11 protein-coding genes are annotated in these 17,009 nt (G+C 33.3%); 9 read left to right on the plus strand and 2 right to left on the minus strand.

The features are described from left to right. Nucleotides 1-22: 22 nt before the first annotated feature. The 6 genes from QLS97_RS11205 (at nt 23) to QLS97_RS11230 (ending at nt 6,698) form a co-directional block, all read left to right on the plus strand. Nucleotides 23-934, plus strand: coding sequence for a hypothetical protein (locus tag QLS97_RS11205; RefSeq protein WP_282716735.1), 912 nt, complete (start codon nt 23-25; stop codon nt 932-934). Nucleotides 935-938: 4 nt separating this feature from the next. Next, the gene (locus QLS97_RS11210) at nt 939-2,126 is read left to right on the plus strand and encodes a HEPN-associated N-terminal domain-containing protein (RefSeq protein ID WP_282716736.1); all 1,188 of its coding nucleotides are present in this window, start codon (nt 939-941) and stop codon (nt 2,124-2,126) included. Nucleotides 2,127-2,635: 509 nt separating this feature from the next. Continuing rightward, a complete protein-coding gene (locus QLS97_RS11215; RefSeq protein WP_282716737.1) occupies nt 2,636-3,439 on the plus strand; it encodes a hypothetical protein in 804 nt (267 codons plus the stop codon). Nucleotides 3,440-3,488: 49 nt separating this feature from the next. Continuing rightward, nucleotides 3,489-4,652: a hypothetical protein gene (locus QLS97_RS11220; protein ID WP_282716738.1), complete on the plus strand. Its 1,164-nt coding sequence runs from the start codon at nt 3,489-3,491 to the stop codon at nt 4,650-4,652. A 1-nt stretch (nt 4,653) separates the two neighbouring features. Beyond that, nucleotides 4,654-5,388 carry a hypothetical protein gene (locus QLS97_RS11225; RefSeq protein ID WP_282716739.1) on the plus strand — a complete coding sequence of 245 codons (735 nt, stop codon included), beginning with the start codon at nt 4,654-4,656 and terminating at the stop codon, nt 5,386-5,388. Between the two features lie 458 nt (nt 5,389-5,846). Further along, complete coding sequence (locus QLS97_RS11230; protein ID WP_282716740.1) at nt 5,847-6,698, plus strand: EamA family transporter; 852 nt, start codon at nt 5,847-5,849, stop codon at nt 6,696-6,698. Between the two features lie 217 nt (nt 6,699-6,915). On the opposite strand, the gene QLS97_RS11235 is transcribed toward QLS97_RS11230, so the two are convergent. Both QLS97_RS11235 and QLS97_RS11240 read right to left on the minus strand, forming a co-directional pair. Further along, on the minus strand, nt 6,916-8,847 hold the full coding sequence (locus tag QLS97_RS11235) for an amino acid permease (RefSeq protein ID WP_282716741.1): 1,932 nt from the start codon (nt 8,845-8,847) through the stop codon (nt 6,916-6,918). Nucleotides 8,848-9,121: 274 nt separating this feature from the next. Continuing rightward, a complete protein-coding gene (locus tag QLS97_RS11240) occupies nt 9,122-12,037 on the minus strand; it encodes an FAD-binding and (Fe-S)-binding domain-containing protein (protein ID WP_282716742.1) in 2,916 nt (971 codons plus the stop codon). 248 nt (nt 12,038-12,285) lie between these two features. On the opposite strand from QLS97_RS11240, the gene QLS97_RS11245 reads away from it, so the two are divergent. The 3 genes from QLS97_RS11245 to QLS97_RS11255 all read left to right on the plus strand — a co-directional run bounded on the left by QLS97_RS11245 (nt 12,286) and on the right by QLS97_RS11255 (nt 16,923). Next, the gene (locus QLS97_RS11245) at nt 12,286-13,818 is read left to right on the plus strand and encodes a glycoside hydrolase family 10-like protein (RefSeq protein ID WP_282716743.1); all 1,533 of its coding nucleotides are present in this window, start codon (nt 12,286-12,288) and stop codon (nt 13,816-13,818) included. A gap of 27 nt (nt 13,819-13,845) precedes the next feature. Continuing rightward, entirely contained in the window at nt 13,846-15,114 is a 1,269-nt protein-coding gene (locus tag QLS97_RS11250; protein WP_282716744.1) for an AmpG family muropeptide MFS transporter, read from the plus strand. Between the two features lie 198 nt (nt 15,115-15,312). Continuing rightward, a complete protein-coding gene (locus QLS97_RS11255; protein ID WP_282716745.1) occupies nt 15,313-16,923 on the plus strand; it encodes a glycoside hydrolase family 3 protein in 1,611 nt (536 codons plus the stop codon). The last annotated feature ends 86 nt before the right edge of the window (nt 16,924-17,009 follow it).

Below are 17,009 nucleotides of genomic sequence, written 5' to 3' on the forward strand. Positions count from 1 at the left end.
TTTTACAAAATTTTTAAAAATAATGACACAACGAGATTTAGATATACTTGACAATCTTTTAAATCGTACAGATAATTTACCTGAGATACTCCATTTGAGGGCGGCACCAATTGGTTACAACCTAACCGAGAATGATAAGGATTTGCTTTTAGATACTTATCAAAAACTCGATGATATATTAAAAGAGGTTGCAGCTTTTATTAATGTTAAGTTCCCTGGTAGGCAAGATTACATCCAACCTTGGAATGAAATTGATTTTGATACTAAAATAGGCAATTTTAAAATTGTTACTACTGATAGAGAGCATACAAAATCAGCTTGGAAAAAGGGAATTTTTGATTTAAAGAGCCTAATAAAATCTCTTATCAATGAAGTATCTCTTCTTGTTGACCAAGAAAAGGAAATTAAAGATAATCCATTGTTGAGTGAAAAAGAATGGAGCAAATATTATGACCAACGTCTTGAAAAAAGAGAAGACGAAGCAGATTTTTTTCTTGATATGATAATTGAAAAAGGTCTTATAAATTTAGACAAGTCAACTGTAAGAAAGTATTTCAAAAAGTGGTTTAATGAATCCCATGATTTTGATTTACAAATTAAAGATGGAGACTTTGTCATTGAAGATGGAGATTTTCAAACCATCCCTGATTTTAGCAAGGACAATATTCCTGAATTTCTAAAATGGTTTGAAAATGAAGGAAACAATTTTATGGACTATTTAAAAGAACAAGGTGTGAACGTGAAAAAAAACTCAAAGGAAACTATTGTAAATAGTGGCAACCTAATAATTAATAAAAAGTCAAAAATTAGGAAGCAAACTATAAAAGGCGAAACGCAACAAACCGATTCAAACTGGTCTAAAGCTAATGTTGTTATTGCTCTGATAGTAGGAATCGTAACAATCACAGGTATTTTGTGGCAAATATTTAGCTAAAACAATGGGACAGGCAAAGCAAAGGTGGATGGAACTAAATGATAGACACATTGGTAATGTCCCTGATAAAAAAGTATGCGTAAAGCACTTTGAGGATAAAGATATTAAAAAGTTTATCAGACAAAATTATGATAATGGGTTTTGCGATTATTGCCAAAAAAATTTAAAAGTAATTGAGCTTGAAGATTTAATGACTTTTATTATGGCAGGCATATCTAATTATTATGAAGATGCCGCAAACTTTATGGGCTATAACTCTCAAGAGGGCGGTTACTTAGGATCGACTTACACGGCTGATGAATTAATCCAAGAATTTATAAAATTAGAAGCTGAGCCATTTGAACTTATTGAAGACATTGTAAATTCTATAGAGGAAATAGCTTGGGCAAAACCTGACTTATACTATGACAACGAAGGAGATGAACTGATGTCACAATGGACGCATTTTAAAAACATAGTTAAGCATAAATCAAGATTTTTATTTAGTCCGGGAGATGATAATGAATATAAAAATATATACAAAATTCTTAATGAAGTTGGTAGATTAATAGTTTCCTTAAATTTAATCCGTAAAGTTCTTAAAGAGTCAAAAATTTATAGATGTCGCCAGCACGACTCAAAAAAAATAATTAACGGAATAAAAGAAATGATTTCTCCTCCGATTGAAAAAGCTATTTATCCTAATAGATTTAGTCCTTCAGGCATTTCAATGCTTTACTCGGCATTTGATAAAGAGACAGCAATTTTGGAGACTATTAGCAGAGAAGATAAAAAAAATAAATATGTAACAATTGCCGAATTAGAACTTGAAGAAGATAAATATGTAATTGATTTTTGCAAGCTTCCAAATATCCCAAGCATTTTTGGACAAATCAAGAATTATTATCTAATTTATTTTTTACACGACTTAGTTAGAGATTTTACAAAAGATATCAAGAAGGACGGAAAAGAACATATTGAATATGTCCCTACACAAATTGTAACAGAGTTTTTTAGATATTCTTTTAATAAAAACCGAAAATATAAAATTGATGGGATAATTTATCCATCTTCAAAAAACAACAAGAATAAAGCTATAGTTTTCTTTTGGGATAATGAAGAAAGCGAAAAATCATTGAAGTTAAAATGTCTTAGTAAAGAGAAAATTAAGAGTAAATATGCTGAAGATAGTTTCACTAAAAAGCTTGAATAGATTGATAACTTTTATAGGATTTTAGCTGTCTTTACTTTTGTGTTGTAATATTTAACTTCTTCAAATCATGTAGGAAATGATTCGTAAACGGTACCGTATGGACCACGAAAATCAATAATAAAATGGCGGGCGATAAGAACTTCGAATCATTTGCTTAATTCGAACACTGTTTCGACTATATATAAAAGTTAGTCTAAAAAATCACCCTTAGCCTTATATCCGCTTTTTGTTAGCACATCCATTTTGATTTATTTGCAGTGATGACCAAGGCTAAAGAGGGTGTTAGAAATGAAAAAAACTATCAAAATGCTGATGGGTTTCTCTTAGTGGCTGGAAATCTTGAAAATCCAACGAATTTCTGGAGGATTAATATAAAATTGTTTGTGTTCATCATAATTGAAAAAGATGAAGAAAAACAGACATGATTGTTTATGAATTATGTACTTTCATTATTTGGAATGACTATAAATTTCAACACATTGTAAGAAAATTAACAATTTATCTGAAAGATGTTGTATGTTAGCTTAGTAAATAATAAAACAGCTACAATTAAAAACCGTTTTTACATATTTTTTCTATTTGTTATTTTTACAAATTGTAAAGATAAAACAACAGAAACAAAGGAGAATATTGAAATACCACAATTAAATATTCCTGACACCAAGTATGATAAAAAAGCAGTTGACTATTATAGGAACGAGATTGAAAGTGCCGTTTCGCTCTTAGTTTCTCAAAAACAAATTATCAATCTGGAGTTAAACAAAAACGAAAGAGCAGTAATAATAGCAATTGCATTTCCAGAGGTCTTACGGTATAACTCGTTTAGTGATTTGATTGAAACTTCTTCCAACAGAATATTATACATCAACGGAGGAAAAATAGCTTCTGATTTTTCGATAGGATATTTCCAGATGAAGCCCTCTTTTGTGGAAGATTTGGAAAAATTTGTTGCTAATTCTGAAAACTTAGAAAAATACAATTCCATTGTAATTCAGTATAAAGATGAAAAGAAAACTAGAAAAGAAAGAATTAATCGTTTAGAAAATCTGCAATGGCAGTTACGGTATTTAAAAGTATTTTGGCAGGTTCTTGATGATAAATACAAAAATATTGTCTTTAAAAACAGAGATGAGAAAATTAGGTTTTATGCCACAGCTTATAATTATGGATTTTTGCAATCTGAAAAAGCAATAATAAAGTATCAAACCATAAAAGTATTTCCTTATGGAAAAAACTCAAAAAAGAAAAAATTGGCATTTGCTGATTTCTCAATAGATTTTATAAATACTTACTTAACTCTTTTTAACCAATAAACCATTATAAACTATGAAAAAAACCAAAATAGTATTAATAAATGTGCTGTTGCTATTATTTGCAACTTACTCTTGTCAAGTGGAAGGGTTGGAACCCATTTCAATTGCAAACGGTTCTCTTGAAACCACAAAAAAGGTAAATCCTACCTTTCTTAAACACGATTTAAGCAGATACAAAATCAAACCCATTTGGAAATCGGCATTAACATTTGAAAATATAGAGGCTGTAGAAGTTAATTTTACCTTGGATAAAAAAACCTATAAGCCATTATCAAAAGATGGAAAAATTAATGGACGACAACGATTGTTGCTTACCTTTGAAAGAGGGAAAATTAGAGAAACCATTATAGAATACATTCCTTCTGATAGTTTTATGGGCGATATAAAAGACATAAATAGCGGTAACTTTAAATCAAAGCAATTTGATGGCGAAGTATCTTTTAAAAAACCAAAAGACAAATACAGTATAGTATGGGTTTTGTCTAAAGGGATCGTTGCCAAAAAATTAATAAGAACACAACTCGTTACAAAAAACAAAACCACTAATAAATCAGCGGGATACGAAGTTTGCTCAGAACATGAAGTGCTATATGAAGTTTGTGTAGGAGCAGCTGGAGAAGAACGATGCATAACTAGCACAAGATGGGTCTATGATTGTATATGGGTAGAATACGACCCAGATCCAGAATTACCACCCGATGAAGATCCCTACGATTGTTCAGTTAATAATAGCTGGCCTTGGTGTCAAGATGGTGGTGGCGGTGATCCAACAGATCCAGAAAATGAATGTAGTAATCTTGAAAGTACGTTTGATTCATCATATGGACAATCTATATCTGAAGATATTAATTCAGTTGTAACATTTGATGATAGTTCTTCAAGAACTGTGAGATATACATGGAATTTTTATAGAGGTTATGGTATAACACTCCAATCTGTAGATAAAGGTGTTCACAATAGAGTTGGAGATCACTGGGAGTGGGGAAGTTTAACACATGAATATGTTTACCAAACAACCGATAATTCTTTGTTTGAAGTGACTCACACTGTAAATAATGCCTCATCTATTGTTAATAGTCCAAATACAGCTACAATAACCATAAATTACAATGTAAAAGCAGTATTAAATTGTGGAGGTATTGCTGTCAAAACCAAAGAAGAAAACAATACAAGTTCTAGTGTAAAAAGCCCTTATGCAGATGGTGATCAATAAAATGAAAAATAGAAAATTAACCAAATTGGCTCTTTTAGTGATATTAGTGCTAATGTCATTTTCATTTGTAAAATACATCAATAAGGATTCTATTCGAAAATTCAAAATCACAAAGCATTGGCCAATGAGGATGAAAGATCGTAATGGCTATTTTGATTATGTAACATATAATTATGTCATTACCTATAAAGACAATATTATGTATGAGTTCCCACAAGATGGTGAGTATAATGATTCCTTACCGAATGAAAATACTTATTTTCAATTGGGAGTTTTTAGAAAGACAGATGAATTTGGTTATTTTTCTGACAAAAAAAAACAAATCTTAAATGAAAAAATTCATATTGATACATTATTAGGTAATCGTGGGTATCCTTTAAAACCAATTATAGTTTTTAATAATTACAAATTAGTTTCTGAACATAAAATCAAGAATGGAAAAAAATACAATCTAATTAGGAAATACATTATTCTAAATAAAAAAGATGTATCCTATGCTGACACAGTAACAGTCTATTTTTCAAACAAAGGAGCTAAATTACCATTACAGCTCTTTGAAAAAGAGTTTGTACTAGAAAACAAGTTAGATATAGCTAAGTTTGAGTTTTTATATAATCCTCGCCGTTATAATAATGACACACTTTTATATCCAAAATCTACTTTTAGTATGTCAATAAACGAAGTAGAAATTAAGAATTATGACAGTTATTTAACATACTTTAAAAAACTAAAATAATAAATCAAAATATCCTGCTCATATCAACAGCAGGATTTTTTTTATGATTTTTATAATTTTTTTAATTTTTTGTGCTTTGCAACTGGAATTCAAATTGTATCTTGTACTTTAGAATCACTGCAAATTCTAGTGATATTGACTACCTGGATATACTAAGTTAAAGTGAATATGCCGTTAAGAGTAAACTTAACTTTTTCATTGGCTTTATTACACAAATGATTGCATACTCAAAAGCTTCAAATCTTTTAAAAAAAGGTTCGAAAATTGTCCCGTCAGGGTCACAAAACCCCAACAAAAGTTGGGGTTTTTTTTATGTTTATAACCCAGTACTCTTACTCCAGTTAGTACTGCCAATTTAAAAAAAAGTAAATCAAAAAACAAATATGATTCCTTTTCAGAGGATGGATATGCAATCCAAACATATAAATAGTAATTTTACAGCATAAATATATAAATCTATGTTATTTCTAATCTTAAGTATTATTTGCAGTGTAACCGTGGGCGTGATATTTAAAGTCGCACGTAAATATACCATCAGCCACACTCAAATAGTCACTTGGAATTATGTGTTTGCATGTATACTTTGCTACCTGTCATTCATCCCAGATTTAAACACCGTTGATACTACAGCACCTTGGTGGCTCTATATAACCATTGGTATTTTATTGCCTTCCATTTTTCTTTTTTTGGCGGCATCCATTAAACACATGGGAATTGTAAAAACCGACGCTGCCCAAAGACTCTCCCTATTTATTCCTATTCTTGCGGCTTGGCTACTATTCAAAGAAGAATTCAATATCCTGAAAATTTTGGCTTTCGTATTGGCAATACCGGCACTGTTGCTTATTCTTACTAAAAACACCGAAAACACTAAAAATAAATGGGGTTATCCAGCTGTAGTTTTGATTGGCTTTGGAGTGATAGACATTCTCTTCAAACAAATTGCCACATATACCAGTCTCCCTTACACCACTTCATTATTTGTCATCTTGGGAATAGCGATGACTATCATGATAACTGTGGTTGCTTATGAAATAATTTTTAAAAAAGTAACTTTAAATATCCGTAATATTCTTTTTGGGGGTTTAGTCGGTATTTTCAACTTTGGAAATATACTTTTCTACCTTAAAGCACATCAGGAATTTTCAAAAAGTCCCTCAACCGTTTTTGCGGGTATGAATATGGGAGTGATTATCATTGGCAGTCTTGTAGGCATTTTAATCTTTAAAGAAAAACTGAGTAACATGAATCTTGTAGGGTTGTTTTTAGCTTTAATAGCGATTGTCTTAATCGTGCTTTCACAACACTGAAAATAAGATTTACAAGCTTACTGATAAACTGTAATCTCATTCATTAAATATTTCTTCTCTTACGCCATTATAAACTTATCAAACAGCTGAAAAAACAGTCTGTTTATTGACTTTAATGATTTTTGTTTTTAATACCTTTTTAAGCGCTTGACTAAAGAGCACAAAAAAACCGTCCAGTTTTAACGAGACGGTTTTTATATAAAGTGTTTATTTTTTTTTAAATTTCTATACTATTCAACTTACTGTTTTTACGGCTAAAGCTAAAATAGATTACTAAACCAATTAAAAGCCAAACCCCAAAATAAATCCAGTTCCAAACACTAAGTTCCGCCATCATATACAAACAACAAATCAAACCTAATAATGGGATTAAAGATAAATTTTCTTTGTAAGACCAAACCATCAATCCAGCCAAAACAATTAGAAAAATCCACATTGGAATTTTATGTTTAAACAAGCCAAAGCCACTTTCATATTTAACAGTATCCGCAATTGGCAAACCAGCAATTACTGAAGTATATTTCGCATCATCTTGTTGGTATTGACTTAATAAAAGTTCTAAATCTGGAGTTTCATCTGTACTGTTTTTAGCATCGATACGTACTAAATAGTCGTATACTTTTTGGGTTTCTTCTTTGTTTAACGATGTGATAATATCCGCAGAATTGTTGATTTGAGTTTCATTGGTAATAAAATCCATAGTCGCTTTCTTGTTGTATCCAAAAGCAAATACCAATCCAATAAGAAGTAAAACTGGCATAATAAATTTTGAATTCACGTATGGGGTTTTAAATTTTCCACGAGGAATATCCGTTCTGTTTTGTAAAACTAAAACACCAGCACAAACCAATACAAATGCGAATAAAGTCCCAATACTACACAAGTCCGTAACCAATGTTAGGTTCAAAAACAAAGCTGGAACCGCTACTACAAAACCAGTAACAATTGTCGCATAAGAAGGAGTTTTATATTTTGGGTGTACTTTTGAGAAACGTTTTGGCAACAATCCATCACGACTCATACTCATCCAGATACGAGGCTGTCCCATTTGGAAAACCAATAAAACACTAGCCATAGCCACTACTGCACTTACAGCTATAATTCCTGACATCCATTTCAGGTCTAATTTTTCAAATACAAAAGCTAATGGATCACCTACATTCAATAGATCATAACGCACCATTCCTGTTAATACCAATGCTATAGCAATATATAAAATGGTACATATAATAATAGCCCACATCATTCCTCTTGGCAAATCACGTTGCGGATCTTTACACTCTTCAGCTGTTGTTGAAATAGCATCAAACCCAATATAAGCAAAAAACACTGCGGATACTCCTTTTAAAACTCCTGTTACTCCGTTTGGTGCAAATGGATCCCAATTAGCGGTATCTACATAAAATACCCCTACTGCAATGACCAAAAGGACAATACATAATTTTACAACCACCATGATATTACTCGCATTTCGGGACTCTTTCATCCCTCGATAAATCAATGCTGTGATTAAAACGATAATCAATAATGCAGGAAGATCTGCTACAAAATGAAATGAACCAATAACTGGTGAAGTCGTCCAAGCGGTATAAGCATCTTGCAAAGCAGGACTTAAGTTCGCATATTCTTTTCCACCTTGCATCAGTGCAGTAGCATCATCGAATCCTCTGGAGGCGGATAAAAAATCCATTTGAACCCATTGTGGTAAATGAAGACCTCCACTTTCGAGTAAACTTGTAAAATAATCACTCCACGATATAGCGACCGTTATATTACCCACAGAATATTCCATAATCAAGGCCCAACCAATAATCCAGGCTATAATTTCACCAAAAGCAACATACGAATACGTATAAGCACTTCCGGAAACGGGAACCATTGAGGCAAATTCAGCATAAGCAAAAGCAGCAAAACTACACGCGATAGCAGTGAATAAGAATAAAAAGATAACTGCAGGACCTCCATCGGCACTTGCTTTTCCAATGGTACTAAAAATACCTGCTCCTACAATTGCAGCGATTCCAAAAGCGGTCAAATCTCGTGCAGTCAAATGTTTACCTAAAGCATTATGTCCATCACTATTATTTTTCTCAACTTGTTTTAAAATATCTTGTACTGTCTTTTTTCTGAATAAACCTTTTAACGCCATATTGTAAATTTTATCATTAAAAATTAATATACTGTAAATTATATGTTTTTATGTTAGATATTATGCAAATAATCTTCAAAAATCAAAAGTATAAAACAAATTGAACTAATGCCGTTTCTCCAACTATTTTTTTTTATTATTTTTCAAAATGTTTAAAATGATTTATTTTTAGATTAAAAAAGTCAAATAAAACAATTTAAACCTTAAAAAAGAAAATCCATTGAAATAGAAAAAAGATTTTCTGTTTCCTTGAAAACGCATTCTGGTTTGCTGATTATTTCAAACAACTTCTTAAAATTGTCACCGGATGCAACGCCTTTCTACTCGTTCCGTCAAAAATCTGGTGGCGACAACTGGTTCCTGCTGCAGCAATAGCTACCGTCGCATCAGTTGCTCTAATTTTAGGAAATAACGTATCTTCTCCCATTTGCATACTGATTTCATAATGTTCTTTTTCATATCCAAAAGAACCTGCCATACCGCAACATCCCGAATTATAAATCGTAACCGAACTATTTTTAGATACATTCAACATCGCAAAAGTCGCTTCAATGGTACTCAATGACTTTTGGTGGCAATGTCCGTGAATTTTTATTGTTTTTTCCTCCTCAGAAAATTGCTCTGAATGAATTTTACCCAAAGTAATCTCATTTTTGAAAAACTCCTCAATCGTAAATACGTTTTTGGCTAATTTTTTGGCACTTTCTGTATCGTCAGCCAATCGAATATATTCGTCTCTAAATGTCAGTATTGCCGAAGGTTCGATTCCTATCAACGGACAATCTGCAGTAATATAATTCGCAAAAATGGCTACATTTATATTTGCAATTGCTTTTGCTTCTTCGAGAAAACCTTTAGAAATAAAAGCTCTTCCACTTTCTTCATGATCCACCAGAATTACTTCATATCCTAATGTTGTCAATAACTCGTACGCATCAATTCCAACTGAAACATCATAGAAATTAGTAAATTCATCACAAAACAAACATACTTTTCCGTTTACAAAAGAATCACTTGGATCCTGATTCCAATTTTTCTCGTACCATTTTCGAAACGTCTTTGGAGCCAAAAGTGGCACTTCTCTTTTTGGAGCAATTCCCATACTTTTTTTCACCAAAGGCAAGTTCACCATAAAATTCGTAAACCTTGGAGTTATACTTCCTAGTCCATTCAGTTTCGCATTGAAAGCAAATACTTTATTTCGCCATGAAAATCCATTTGCTTTTTGATAGTGGTACAAAAACTCTGATTTCAATGCAGCGACATCCACATTACTAGGACATTCGCTGGCGCAGGCTTTACAGCTCACACACAATTCAAATACCTTATATAATTCTTCATGATCGAACTTATTGTCTTTTTCTGAATGCGTCAGATATTCTCTCAGCGCATTAGCTCTGGCACGAGTCGTATCTTGTTCATTTCGGGTAGCGCGGTAACTTGGACACAAAGTCCCACCGGCCGAAGGTAATTTTCTGCAATCGCCCGAACCGTTGCATTTCTCTGCGGCACGCAAAATCCCCATACTATCTGAAAAATCCTGAATCGTTTGTATTTCCGGTTCCACTCTCCCCGCTTCCACCCTCAGGTTTTCATCCATTTTGAAAGCGTTTACAATTTTTCCCACGTTCAGAATGGTGTTGGGATCAAAAGCGTGTTTGATTCTTTTCAACAATTCATAATTCTGATCTCCTATCATAAAAGGCAAAAACTCGCCACGCACTATTCCATCTCCATGTTCCCCGCTCAGCGAACCTCTATATTTTTTGACCAAAATAGCCACTTCGGTAGCAATATTTCTAAATTGATGCAGCCCTTCTTTTGTTTTCAAATTTAAAACCGGTCGCAAGTGAATTTCTCCGGCTCCGGCATGTGCATAATAAATGGCGCTCTGCCCATGACGTTCCATCATGGCGGAGAACTCGGCAATATAATTCGGCAAATCACTCAACTCAACAGCGGTATCTTCAATAGAATCAGCTGCTTTATCATCGCCTACAATACTTCCTAAAAGCCCAAGTCCCGCTTTTCTCAACTCATTTATTTTATCAATATCAGCTCCATAAATTTTTGGTAAAGCATATCCGAAATTATTTCTTTCCAAATCTGCAATCAAAGCGTTGGCTTGTGATTCGGCATCTTCCATACTATGATGCGACGCCACTTCGAGCATAATAACCGCTTTTGGTTCACCTTGAATAAAAAATCTGTTTTTGGCTTGTTCTCTATTGGTTTTAGTACAATTCAGAATGGTGTCATCCATCATTTCACAGGTATACAAATGATGCTTCATCGCAGTAACTACAGCTTCTAAACTTTCCTGAATGGTATGAAAATGAGCCACCACCATAACATTATTTATTGGAGGCAAATCGTCCACTTTCAGCGTAATTTCCGTGGTAAAAGCCAGCGTTCCTTCGCTTCCGCAAAGTAATTTCCCTAGATTTATAGTATTTTCTGTTCCTCCAAAAAGTTCTGATTTTAATAATAAATCAATTGCATAACCCGTATTTCGTCTATGGATTTCAGGTTTTGGAAATTCCTTTATAATCTCTTTTTGGTTTTCTGTATTCGAAAGTTCCTCATAAATGGTCTTATAAATAGAATTTTCGAGCGTGTTTCCTTTTGTTTTTTCAATGAATTCAGCCGAAGTCATTTCTTGAAATACTGCTGAACTTCCATCACTCAAAACCGCTTTAATTTCCACTATTTTATCTCGGGTTACGCCATAACGTATCGATGTAGTTCCCGATGAATTATTACCTACCATTCCTCCTATCATACATCGATTTGAGGTCGAAGTATTGGGACCAAAAAACAATCCGTGTTCTTTTAAATATAAATTCAGTTCATCCCGAATTACTCCCGGCTGTACTGTAATCGTTTTTTTTATGGAATCAAAAGCGACAATCTTAGTAAAATGTTTCGAAACATCCACAATTATTCCATTCCCTACTGTTTGACCAGCTAAGGAAGTTCCGGCAGTTCTGGGCGTGATTGAAATCTTATTTTTTGCTGCAAAGCGAATAATTTTGACTATATCTTCCTCTGATTTTGGAATCGCTACAGCAACTGGCATAATTCGATACGCGGAAGCATCTGTGGCATACAATGTTTTATAGAGATCATCATATAAAAGTGTTCCTTCTAATGATTGAGATAATTGTTGTAATTGTGGCGTGATTGACATTTAGTGGAGTAAATTACTATTATTTTCACAAATATAAATATATACCTTATTATAAGTTGAAAAATCAAATAAGAAAAATTGAAAATATTCAAATCCTTATTATTGTTTGTCAGAAAGTGCATTCAAACGGATTTAGAAAAAATTGGCAAAGAAATTGCGCTGCTAAAATAAGTCAAATTTTAAAACCATTTTAACTGGTAAATTTCACTAAAAAAACTATTTTTGAATACTTTATAAACAAGACTCTAATGAAAAATTACAAGCACACCCTTTTGCTTATTGCATTACTTTTATTTTCTTTTTGGAATGGTAACGCACAAGCATTGGCAACAAATCCAAAAAATGAATTTAGAGCCGTTTGGATTGCTACCGTGGTAAATATCGACTGGCCAAAAACCAGTACCGATAATGTTGCCAAACAAAAAGCGGATTATATTGAGATTTTAGACACCTATAAAAAACTAAATTATAATGCCGTAATTGTTCAGATTCGAAGTGTTGGTGATGCTTTTTATCCCACAAAATTAGCGCCTTGGTCTCGTTTTTTGACCGGGAAAGAAGGACAAGCTCCAAAACCTTATTTTGATACACTAGCTTGGATGATTGCTGAGACTCATGCCCGTGGATTTGAGTTTCATGCCTGGTTAAATCCATATCGTGCTACAATGGATTACAATACAGCACTTTTAAGTCCGGAACATGACTATTTTAAGTATCCAGAATGGATGATTAAATACGGGGGGAAATATTATTACAATCCCGCATTACCCGAAGTTCAAAAACATTTATTGACCGTTGTCGAAGAAGTGGTTCAAAATTATGACATTGATGCCATACATTTTGATGACTATTTTTATCCGTACAGAATAAAAGGAGAAGTATTTAACGATACGGATTCTTTCAAAAAATATGGAAACGGAATGAGTATAGCCGATTGGAGACGTTCGAATGTGAATACTTTTGTGAAAGATGTTTCAGTTTCTATTAAAAACATCAAACCGTGGGTACAATTTGGTATCAGCCCGTTTGGGGTTTGGAGAAATAAATCTGTGGATCCAAAAGGTTCAGAAACAGAGGCTGGGCAAACTAATTATGATGATTTATTCGCTGATCCGTTAGCTTGGATGCAAAACAAATGGATTGATTACCTTGTTCCGCAATTGTACTGGAGCATGGATCATCCTAAAGCTTCCTATTCAAAACTATTGCGTTGGTGGTCTGAAAATTCAACAAATACCGCAGTCTACATTGGAAACGGAACGTATAAAATCAATACGGATTCTGATAAAAGATGGAATAATCCAAATGAAATTCCGAATCAAATAGACATTACAAGATCCTACAAAAACATTCAGGGAAATGCTTTTTTTAGTGCTAAATCATTTTTGAACAAAAATCAAAGTGTGACTAAATTACTAACAGAAAACCAATACAAATATCCGGCTCTTCCTACTGTGGTACCAAATTCCATAAAAAAAATGGCTATCGTACCCACTGCGAATAATATTTTGACAAACCCTATTTCATCAAGATTTAATGTTACTTATCCTTTATATAGCAAAGTGCGTTATGTTATGATCTATGGCGCAAAATTCAATTCAAAAATTGACGTCAACGATCCAAGTCAAATTATTGATAAAATAGCATTTAAAGACAATATTGATACGGTTGAAGTTGTAATTCCAACGTATAAATTAGACAAAAATACAACCTGCGCCATTACATTCATTGATTTTTATGGTAATGAAAGTGACCCAACTTTAGTAAACTTTACGCTATAAAATTTAATCGAATCTAATACGCTAAAAATGAAAACAGACAATAGCCCTTGGTATTGGATTCCCGTTTTAAACTTTACTTCCGGATTGCCTTATGCCATCATTATTTCGGTATCAGTAATCATGTATAAAAACCTCGGAATCAACAATGAGGATATTGGGATTTATACCAGTTTACTGTATTTACCTTGGGTAATTAAACCGTTATGGAGTCCGTTTATTGATCTTTATTCTACTAAGAGAAAGTGGTTCTTAAGTATGCAATTGCTCATTTCACTAGCTTTTTTGATTGTGGGTTTAACGATTCCTTTGAGTAATTTTTTCGTTATCAGTTTAGCTGTTTTTTGGGTTGCCGCATTTGCATCGGCTTCTAATGACGTGGCGAGTGATGGATTTTATATGTTGGCTTTAGAAAAAGACCAACAATCCTTTTTCCTTGGAATCAGAAGTACTTTTTACAGACTTTCCATGCTTACCGGAAACGGATTAATCGTGGTTATTGCCGGTTATTTGGAACAAGAATATGGCGATAAACAAAAAGCTTGGTCGTATACGATGGTAGTTGTAGGAATAATTATGACTGTAATTACAATTTATAATTATTTTTCGACTCCAAAAATGGAACCAAAAATCATAGAAACAAAAACAGAATCCGTTCCAAGTAAGAGTTTCGGAGCCGTTTTCGCTACTTTTTTTCAAAAGAAACAAATTGGTTTAGTTTTGGCTTTCATTCTGTTATTCAGATTAGGGGAATCACAACTATTAAAAATGCTGACTCCTTTTTTAATCGACCCAATAACTGCAGGCGGTATGGGTTTAACCACACAAGATGTTGGTGTGATTTATGGAACTTTTGGAGTAATTTCACTTACTGTTGGCGGGATTTTGGGCGGGATTGTCATTTCTAGAGATGGATTAGGAAAATGGATGTTACCCATGATTTTAGCGATGCACTTGCCCATAATAGGATTCATTTTATTATCTCATTTTCACCCTGGCTCCGTTTTCTATATTTATGCGACGGTAATCGCGGAACAATTTGGTTATGGTTTTGGTTTTGCCGCTTTCATGATGTATTTAATTTATGTTGCCGATGGGGAATCTAAAACGTCCCACTACTCTATCGCAACCGGATTTATGGCTTTAGGAATGATGCTTCCAGGAATGTTGAGTGGTTATATCCAAGAATATCTGGGGTATGGAAATTTCTTTATTTGGGTGTTTTTGGCAACCATTCCAGGATTAATTTTATCTCGCTTTTTGATTTTTCCAGCCGATTTTGGAAAGAAAACCGAATGATGTAATAGCAGGACAACACGGATTTACTTCGTAAAGACACGGATAAAAACAGATACTTAAAGATTAAAATTTAAACAAATACAAAAAGTACTTTCGTTAAACCAATAAAAACAGTTTTAAAAAATCCGTTTTTATCCGCGTTTTCGTGATAGCGAATCCGTTTTATCTGCGTACCATAAAAGCATAAAATTCTAACTAATGACATTAGAACAAAAAATAGGACAATTTTTCTTCCCAGCCGTTTTTATCAATGATACTGAAGAAAACATTCAGGCTACCGAACGATTAATCAAAGAGTACAACATAGGCGGATTGACTTTTTTTCACAGTAGAGCCAGCGCAGCAACCAATTATGAAACCAAGAAAAAAGTAGTTTTAAATGATGATAGCTTTCAGCGTTTAAAGGAACTCATCGTCAGGTACCAAAATTGTGCTACAACTCCATTATTAATGAGTATTGATGCCGAATGGGGATTAGCCATGCGCGTCGAAAAAACACCTCAATATCCATATGCCATAACACTTGGCGCTTTGCCGGAAAGTGAAAAACATTTGGTTTACGAAGTAGGGAAACAAATAGGTCTAGACTTAAAATCGGTTGGGATTCATTATAATTTAGCGCCATTGGCGGACATCAATAACAACCCGAATAATCCGGTAATTGGGTACCGTTCTTTTGGTCAAAACAAAGAGAAAGTAGCTGATTTTGCTCTGGAATATCTCAGAGGAATGAATGATGTCGGGATTTTAGGATGCCTCAAACATTTTCCCGGACACGGAAATACCAATGTTGATTCACATTTAGGATTACCGGTTTTAAAAGAAACATTGGAAGAATTACTAGCCAATGAACTAGTTCCATTTATAAAAGGAATCGAGAATAATGTCGATTCAATTATGATTGGTCATTTGGCCGTTCCCGCTTTAAACGAAGGAAAAGATACTTCGGCAACGTTATCAAAATCCGTGATCGAAACACTTTTGCGCAAGCAATTAGGCTATGATGGATTAGTAATTTCGGATGCGTTGAACATGCACAGCGTTTCTAAATTGTACGACAAAAAAGGACAACTGGAATGGGAAGCTTTCAATGCTGGAAATGATGTCTTATGTTTCGCCGAAAATGTTCCAGAAGGAATTCAGGAAATCCTAAAAAATGCAACTCCGGAGCGAATTGAAGCCAGTTTTCAACGCATCTGGAAATGCAAACAAAAAGCAGGAATTCTTGACGGAAACCTTAGTCTGTCAGATACTTCAACAAACCATTTTAATTTTGAAACTACTTCCAAATTAAACCTGAAAATTGCTCAAAACTGCATTACAAAAATAAAAGACACTCACAATACCATTACTGTTTTTGATGCTAAAAATAGAGAAGATCTAGCCAAAATCAGTATTTACAAAAACACTGATAATGTGTTTTTTAAAAGCTTGACTAATGCATTGCCATCACCAGAATTTAGTTATGAAACTGGAGGTGAATCCGTTCTGAATGAATTAGAAAAAAAATTAAATAGATTTGACACGCTAGTCATTTCTTTATTTGTTCCAAAGGCAAAACCTTTAAATAATTTTGATATTAAAAACTCCGTACTTCACTTTTTAGGCAACTTATTGACCATCAAAAAATGTGTTTTGTATGTTTTTGGAAATCCGTATGCCCTACAAGTTATTCCTAATCTGGAGCATGCATTGGGAATTATAGAAATCTATCAAGATTTTCCAGAATTTCAAGAAGCCGCTGCAGAGCAACTTTTGGAAAACACAAAATGCGAAGGAACTCTGCCTGTAGAGGTTAACTACTTGTAATTAATAGTTTAAATCGTTTAAAAATCATAGTATAGCAATTCCCTATTTTGAAATAAACATTTATAATCAAATACTATTTCAATTTA

Origin of the sequence: Flavobacterium yafengii, from assembly GCF_030010375.1 — a bacterium.
Lineage (GTDB): Bacteria > Bacteroidota > Bacteroidia > Flavobacteriales > Flavobacteriaceae > Flavobacterium > Flavobacterium yafengii.

Coding starts and splice junctions, on each gene's coding strand:
- QLS97_RS11240 (WP_282716742.1), bottom strand. CDS start 12,037: ATGTCAATCACGCCACAATTACAACAATTATCTCAATCATTAGAAGGA.
- QLS97_RS11205 (WP_282716735.1), top strand. CDS start 23: ATGACACAACGAGATTTAGATATACTTGACAATCTTTTAAATCGTACA.
- QLS97_RS11225 (WP_282716739.1), top strand. CDS start 4,654: ATGAAAAATAGAAAATTAACCAAATTGGCTCTTTTAGTGATATTAGTG.
- QLS97_RS11215 (WP_282716737.1), top strand. CDS start 2,636: ATGTTGTATGTTAGCTTAGTAAATAATAAAACAGCTACAATTAAAAAC.
- QLS97_RS11210 (WP_282716736.1), top strand. CDS start 939: ATGGGACAGGCAAAGCAAAGGTGGATGGAACTAAATGATAGACACATT.
- QLS97_RS11230 (WP_282716740.1), top strand. CDS start 5,847: ATGTTATTTCTAATCTTAAGTATTATTTGCAGTGTAACCGTGGGCGTG.
- QLS97_RS11235 (WP_282716741.1), bottom strand. CDS start 8,847: ATGGCGTTAAAAGGTTTATTCAGAAAAAAGACAGTACAAGATATTTTA.
- QLS97_RS11245 (WP_282716743.1), top strand. CDS start 12,286: ATGAAAAATTACAAGCACACCCTTTTGCTTATTGCATTACTTTTATTT.
- QLS97_RS11255 (WP_282716745.1), top strand. CDS start 15,313: ATGACATTAGAACAAAAAATAGGACAATTTTTCTTCCCAGCCGTTTTT.
- QLS97_RS11250 (WP_282716744.1), top strand. CDS start 13,846: ATGAAAACAGACAATAGCCCTTGGTATTGGATTCCCGTTTTAAACTTT.